This window comes from Candidatus Babeliales bacterium, assembly GCA_035288105.1.
Taxonomy (GTDB): Bacteria; Babelota; Babeliae; order Babelales; family Vermiphilaceae; genus SOIL31.
Genome location: DATEAY010000058.1, coordinates 1 through 6,782, shown reverse-complemented (window position 1 = coordinate 6,782; position 6,782 = coordinate 1). Strand labels below are relative to the sequence as shown.

Annotated in this window: 7 protein-coding genes; 5 read left to right on the top strand and 2 right to left on the bottom strand. The window is 37.0% G+C overall.

Features of this window, described 5'->3' with window-relative positions:
• On the top strand, window positions 1–537 hold a 537-nt coding region (locus tag VJJ26_03070; GenBank protein ID HLC07144.1), incomplete at its 5' end, for a DNA-processing protein DprA.
• Window positions 534–1,466 carry a zinc ABC transporter substrate-binding protein gene (locus tag VJJ26_03065; GenBank protein HLC07143.1) on the top strand — a complete coding sequence of 311 codons (933 nt, stop codon included), beginning with the start codon at window positions 534–536 and terminating at the stop codon, window positions 1,464–1,466. The genes VJJ26_03070 and VJJ26_03065, both read left to right, overlap by 4 nt.
• Here the strand turns inward: VJJ26_03065 and VJJ26_03060 are convergent, their stop codons facing one another.
• On the bottom strand, window positions 1,467–2,240 hold the full coding sequence (locus tag VJJ26_03060) for a hypothetical protein (GenBank protein ID HLC07142.1): 774 nt from the start codon (window positions 2,238–2,240) through the stop codon (window positions 1,467–1,469). It lies immediately after the preceding gene.
• Window position 2,241: 1 nt separating this feature from the next.
• Window positions 2,242–4,140, bottom strand: a complete 1,899-nt coding sequence (locus VJJ26_03055) for a hypothetical protein (GenBank protein HLC07141.1) — start codon at window positions 4,138–4,140, stop codon at window positions 2,242–2,244.
• Window positions 4,141–4,321: 181 nt separating this feature from the next.
• On the opposite strand from VJJ26_03055, the gene VJJ26_03050 reads away from it, so the two are divergent.
• From VJJ26_03050 to VJJ26_03040, 3 genes are read left to right on the top strand one after another with little or no spacing between them, the layout of a single operon-like run.
• On the top strand, window positions 4,322–5,095 hold the full coding sequence (locus VJJ26_03050) for a metal ABC transporter ATP-binding protein (GenBank protein ID HLC07140.1): 774 nt from the start codon (window positions 4,322–4,324) through the stop codon (window positions 5,093–5,095).
• The gene (locus tag VJJ26_03045; GenBank protein ID HLC07139.1) at window positions 5,092–5,916 is read left to right on the top strand and encodes a metal ABC transporter permease; all 825 of its coding nucleotides are present in this window, start codon (window positions 5,092–5,094) and stop codon (window positions 5,914–5,916) included. The genes VJJ26_03050 and VJJ26_03045 overlap by 4 nt, the downstream gene beginning before the upstream one ends.
• Entirely contained in the window at window positions 5,913–6,773 is an 861-nt protein-coding gene (locus VJJ26_03040) for a metal ABC transporter permease (protein HLC07138.1), read from the top strand. The genes VJJ26_03045 and VJJ26_03040 overlap by 4 nt, the downstream gene beginning before the upstream one ends.
• The last annotated feature ends 9 nt before the right edge of the window (window positions 6,774–6,782 follow it).

Below are 6,782 nucleotides of genomic sequence, written 5' to 3'. Positions count from 1 at the left end.
CAAGCTGCACAAAAAAGCGGCGCGTTAATTTCTGCACATTATGCTATGGAGCAGGGCAGAGAAGTATTTGCAGTTCCAGGCTCTATTGGCGATGAGCTGAGTGCTGGGTGTAATGCACTCATTCAAGAAGGTGCAAAATTGATTATGAATAGCGCTGATATTTTGAGTGAATTTGGCGATCGTGTTATTTTGCCTGACCTTCGAAGTTTTAACGAAGTAGGTACAGACAAGCAAGTTCTTGTGCAACAAGCTTTATTTGTTACTGATTCTTCTGCCCCTTTGATACATTCTTCTTCTCCCCAGCTTCGTTCCTCTACGCCGGGGTCCCCGTGTGAAATGAAATGGAACATGGGGTTAAAAAAATATTCTGCAGCGCAAAAACACATTTTACGTGTGTGTAAGCAACCATCTTCGGTTGATGACATTGTTAATACTACCCAATTAAGTTTTGGACAAGTACAATCAGAACTGTTTAATTTACAATTTGATGGCGTTATATCACAGGATTTTACTGGTATGTGGGTGGCGATCAGATGATGAAGAAAGTTTTTGGATTTTTGTTATTCATGGCATGCGTATTTGGCATGCTTGTTTTTTTTCGTACACAAGGTGTTCATGGCCAACAGCAAAAAGTTTTAACCATAGTTGCAACAACAAGCATGCTGGCAGATGTGGTACAGATGATTGTGTGCGACAATGCACATGTGTATAGTTTGATGGGGCCAGGTGTTGATCCGCACCTCTATCGTGCGCGCGAAAGTGATGTGCACAAATTAGCAGCAGCAGATTTGGTTGTGTACAATGGTTTGCATTTAGAAGGTAAGATGGGACAAGTGCTAGAAGGCATGCAGCGTTTTACCACTGTTGTAAATGCTTCAGATGTATTAAACAAAGACAAACTTCGCGTAGCGGAGTTTGAAAATTTATACGATCCGCATATTTGGTTTGATGTAAATTTATGGATATTAGTTGTGCGTTATATTCAAGAAAAAATTATACAGCTAGATCAAGAACATGCAGCATTGTATAAAAAAAATGGCGATGAATATATTCGTGAGCTTGAACAATTGCATAACTATGTACAAGCGCGAGTTGCTGAAGTTGCACCAGAAAAAAGAATTTTAATTACCGCGCATGATGCATTTGGTTATTTTGGTGCACAATATGGCTTTGAAGTTGTTGGGTTGCAGGGATTAAGTACCGATTGTGATATCAGCACCAAAGATATCGAAGAATTAGCTGATTATATTGTGGAACAATCTATTCCTACCATTTTTGTTGAATCGTCAATCCCAGAGCGCACACTTATTGCAGTGCGCAATGCTGTTGCAGCACGTGGTCATAGGGTTGAATTCGGCACAGAACTGTATTCTGATGCGCTCGGCGATGAACAAAGTGGTGCATTTTCTTACATTGGTATGGTGAAGCATAATGTTGATGCAATTGTGGATGCATTGAAATTTTAATTATATTTCATCGTCTTCGATGTTCATAAATTTTAAAATTTTTTCTTTTATAAAATGATAAAATTTCAAAAAAGGAATGGTAATTGTATACCAAATTATTCTGTGCGTAGGTATAAGTTTTTCTTTAACTATATTATAGCAAATTTGATTTAGATGAATACCTTTAATTCGTGCATTGATGAATTCATTTACGTTTGTTATGTCATATGTTTTCTGAAAGTCTTTATCGGGGACAGAATATATTTTTTGAACGTTACTTAATGCTTGTAAGATTAAATTATTAACTTCCAAATATCGTTTTTGTTTTATATACAATCGTGCAAGATGATCATAGTTCCATACGTATTTATTACATAATGTTATAGATTCTTTTAGAAGTAGTTCTTCTATTTCGGGAGCTTTTCTTCGTGGTTTATCATAAGACCAGGAAGCAACATATTTAAGCATAGAATTTGTTTCATCGGAATCAGCATAAAGAGTTCTAATTTGATGAAGAGGTATATCATCAATGCCCCCTAAAAAATGCTCGTATATATAAGAGAGTATTATTAGGGCTTGCGGATTGCTGTTATCGATTAAAAGAGCTTTATGACAGAATAAAATCCCTGTTTCCTCATCTCCTAGGGGAGGTCTAGTCATAGTGATAGCAAGGCCTAACCAAAAATATATATTATTTGATTGGTGATTAATTTGCTCTAGAACAAAGGAGTACAAAGATTTGTCTTTGTTTTTGTGTAAGAGGTTTATTTTTTGTAGTATTTCTTGATCATTCATGTTACAAAACTTTCGTTGCATCTAAAAAATTAGAAAAAATTCTTCCAAAATCGCTGAGATACGCGTTTAAGCTTATTGCTTCACCATCTTGGATAAAGCATCTGATCTCAACGGTATTAATACCGTTAATACTACCTCTAATTTGGTTAGGGCCTTCTTTTATAAAGCCTTTTTTATCAAGAAGAGTAATAATATCATTGAGAGCATCCATAATTTCTGGTTTATTCTTGCCTAATGCCATAATGCCATTACTCACATGATCATCAGAAAATATATGTGCTTCATATTGCTGTATAGTAGCCCGTAAATCATTGCGAATAATTCCTTGTTGCGATTCAATAGGAACTTTAGTAGCAGGAATAATAGGAGAATTACTTGATGTTTGGGTAGATTTAGTTTTTAAAGAGGGTTTGTTTTTTGGAATAGAAGAATTATTCTTCATAGTTTCCATTATCTTCGAGGTAAGGACTTCACCTTCTTCAATAATTAACTTGCTTACTCCAGCAGCCTCTACTGCATATTCAGGTGCAAAAAGTGCGCCATTTTCCGTACAAGACACTAGGTTTTTAAAGAAGCGGGTTTGAGTGATATTCCCAATATTGGCTAGCGCATTAAGTGTTACTGTGTCCAAAATGATAGAGGTACCTATCTCAGATGCGTTTTCTATAATTTGTTGCCATGACAACTGGTTCAATGTTTTATATGTTTCTTGAAATGCTTTGATTTGAATTTTTGCTTGCAGATGCAATTTTTTTTCAAAAGTGTTTAATTCTTTAGTGTTATAAAACAAATCGGATAGTAATGCATTATCAATAGAATCTAGAGTGTTTTGCATATGGGTATGGAAGGAAAGATATTGAATGCCCATTTCCAATGGTCCTAGGATAATATTTTTCCAGTGATCTAAGCTGATAAAAGAACCAAAGCCTTTGTTTATTCCTGAACCAATAGATCGTGAAGTATGACAAAGAGTTTTCATTCCCTGAGATAAAATAGTTGTTAATGCATGACAAATGTCGGCTAGTTCAAATGCGGTCATTAAGCATTTTTCTTGTTTTGCCTGTGCTGCATGAGTGTGAATAATAATCTCTAGAGTTTGCGCATGGGAATTATTATATTGATGTCCGAGTTGATATGCTCTATTGCGAATTTCGCATAGCTCTGTATGTAGCTGACAATCGAGAGCTGTACCCCACATATTTTTAAACAAATTTTTATACTCATCTTTTTTAATTTTTAACTTGGGTGTATTGGAGGAATAGTCATGGCATCTGCCTTGTTGTAAGGTCGTTTTTTGTGTTGCCTTAATGCGATTGGTTAAGAATTTTTTAGTGTAATCGTCAGCATAGGCATGCCGGTAACTCCATTCCCTTTGGAGGCGTTCCATTACCGGTTTATTCCCATGAATATATGTTTGCTCACTAATAAAATCATGAAAGCCAGATTTTTCACCGTGTAGACCAAACTGATACTCAAAGCCTGGTATGCATCCTGTATTTTGTCGTGCTTGTTTGTTGTTTTTTATTTCGTTGTGTAGAGCGCATATAAAATCGGAGTAAGATGGCAATGTTTGAGCAAATGCATGAAAATTTTTGAAAGCATAGAGGTGATAATTGCTTAAAACATCATACTCATTTGCATTGTTAAAAAGTTGTTGAAAATCTTTGACTGTAAGATTGGTATAACGATAATAAACCAATTGGTTTTTGTGATTGTATTTGACAAATGATACTCCAGAGTAGCAATGAGTATTAAAAGTCTGAGTTTCTTTATCTACAGGAGCAATAAAGTGTTGTTTATGAGTTGTTGATTGGCTTACTTCTTTAGCTCCTATGATTGGAGACATAAAGAGATAAATAAGAAATAATAAAGACCACTTTTTGTGATTGCTAAAAATCATATAACTACTTTCTCTGATAAAAAATTACGTCCAAACATACATAATCAATCGTATTTATGCAAAAAAGAGCGAAAGTATTTTTTTTATATGATCAGTATTCTTTTAAGTACGCACTTGTTGGTTGGTTTAATTTATCGTACCCTAAGGAAAACAGTTTTGCTATTTGTGCTGGAGTTACTGCATGAAAAATATATCAAAAATACCAGCGTTGGATGTTTCTCATCTTACGGTTTTATATGATCACACAGTTGTACTATCAAATTGCACTGTTACCATTCCACAGGGTGTTATGCTTGGCATTATCGGGCCCAATGGTGCAGGTAAGACAACATTCATCAAATCAATTTTGGAATTGACACCGTACAAAGAAGGTACTGTTTTTATTTGTGGTGAAACTTTGGAAAATGTACGCAATAGTATTGCATATGTTCCACAACGCAGCACTGTTGATTGGGATTTTCCGCTTACCGTTTTTGATATGGTGCTCATGGGTTGTTACGGAAAATTGGGTTGGTTTAAGCGACCTGGTGACCGTGAAAAAGAAGCCGTGAAGCATGCTCTTACCGCAGTTGGGTTAAGTATGTACGCAGATAAACCAATTGGAACACTATCTGGTGGTCAACAGCAACGTGCTTTTGTTGCACGGGCATTGGTACAAGATGCACAGATTTATTTTTTGGATGAACCATTTGCAGGAGTAGATATTCCGACTGAAAAAATTATTATTTCATTATTCAAAAAATTATGTGATGAAGGTAAAACTGTTGTTGTTGTTCACCATGATGTCCTTACGGCACCTACCTATTTTGATTGGGCCTTATTGCTTAATAAAACAACTATTGCATGCGGTCCAGTAGAACAGGTGTTGACTTCACAAAATCTTGCTCATGTATATGGCATAAGTTCTGTGCTGTGTGCATGGGATTTGGCACATCAGAAAAGTAACCTACCATGAATTATACATTGTTACTTGTGTTGCAAGGTGCAGTATTGCTGGGCATAACATCAGGAGCATTGGGAACATTTGCACTGTTACGTCAGCAAAGTTTGCTTGGTGATGCAATATCACATGCAGCGCTTCCTGGTATTGTGTTAATGTTTTTGCTTACACATAGCAAAGATCCGTGGATATTGTTGTGTGGTGGAGCACTTGCAGGAGTGATTGGAGTAGTGAGCATGAATTATATTGTTGCACACACAACGCTTAAAAAAGATGCAATTTTGGGAATTATTTTATCGGTGTTTTTTGGATTAGGTTTGGTTCTAATGACCGTGGCACAGAAAATTCCTGTTGCAAGTCAGGCAATTTTGAACAAATTCTTGTTCGGCAACGTGGCTACACTGCTCAAAGAAGATATGTATGTTATTGCACTCATATCATTTTTTATTTTTGCGATACTCACATTGTTTTGGAAAGAATGTGCGGTGTATGTTTTTGATCCTGTGTTTACTCAATCTATTGGATTCAATGTAAAAATTATAGAAGTAGTACTGACCATGTTGTTGGTGCTTGCAATTGTTATTGGATTGCAAACAGTTGGAGTAGTTTTAATGAGTACCATGCTTATTGCTCCTGCTGCTGCAGCTCGGCAGTGGACAACAAAACTGTTACACATGGTTGTGCTTGCGGGTATATTTGGCGGCTGCGCAGCAACCATTGGTGTGTACGCAAGTTCTGTTATTGATCATGTACCGACAGGTCCTGCCATTGTTGTTGCGGCAAGTATAATTGTACTGTTCTCGCTCATCTGCGCTCCAAAAAGGAGCGTTGCATGATTACCAGCTTGCATGTGGAAATTATAATGATTGCGATTTTAGCAGCAGTAACGTGTTGTTTGCCGGGAGTGTTTTTGGTGCTACGTGGTGTGGCGATGATGAGTGATGCAATTAGCCATGCGATATTGCTGGGTATTGTAATTATGTTTTTGATAGTGCAGCAACTTAATTCGCCGTTACTTATTTTTGGAGCAACATGTGCTGGTGTGTTAACCGTAGTGTGCACAGAAATGATTATTCGCAGTAAACGCCTTAAACAAGATGCTGCCATTGGTCTTATTTTTCCATTATTTTTTTCAATCGGGGTGATTTTGGTCTCACAATATGCACGCAACGTACACTTGGATGTTGATATGGTGCTGCTTGGTGAACTCGCGTTTGCCCCATTTAACCGCGTATTTTTATATGGAATTGATTGTGGGCCGTACGCTTTGTGGGTTATGGGTGCAGCATTGCTTACAAATAGTGCGTTTGTAGGCTTTTTTTACAAAGAATTAGTAATAACCACATTCGATTCCACTCTAGCAACTATGACAGGTTTTTCGCCTGTAGTTCTCTATTATGCCTTGATGGTAGTTACAAGTATCACAGCTGTCGCCACGTTTGATGCTGTTGGGTCTATTATGGTGGTCGCGTTGATGATTACCCCTGCTGCAACGTCATATTTATTGACTAAACAGGTTAAAAGGATGATCGGCCTGAGCGTTATTTTGGCCATATGTGCAGCTATTTTCGGTTATTCTGCAGCCTGCTATGCGGATGTCTCAATAGCAGGGTCTATTGCCTCTATGACGGGGGTATTTTTCCTTTTTGGGTTAATTATATCTAAAAAAGGGGGCCTAAAGTATAATCACTAACTTCGTTTT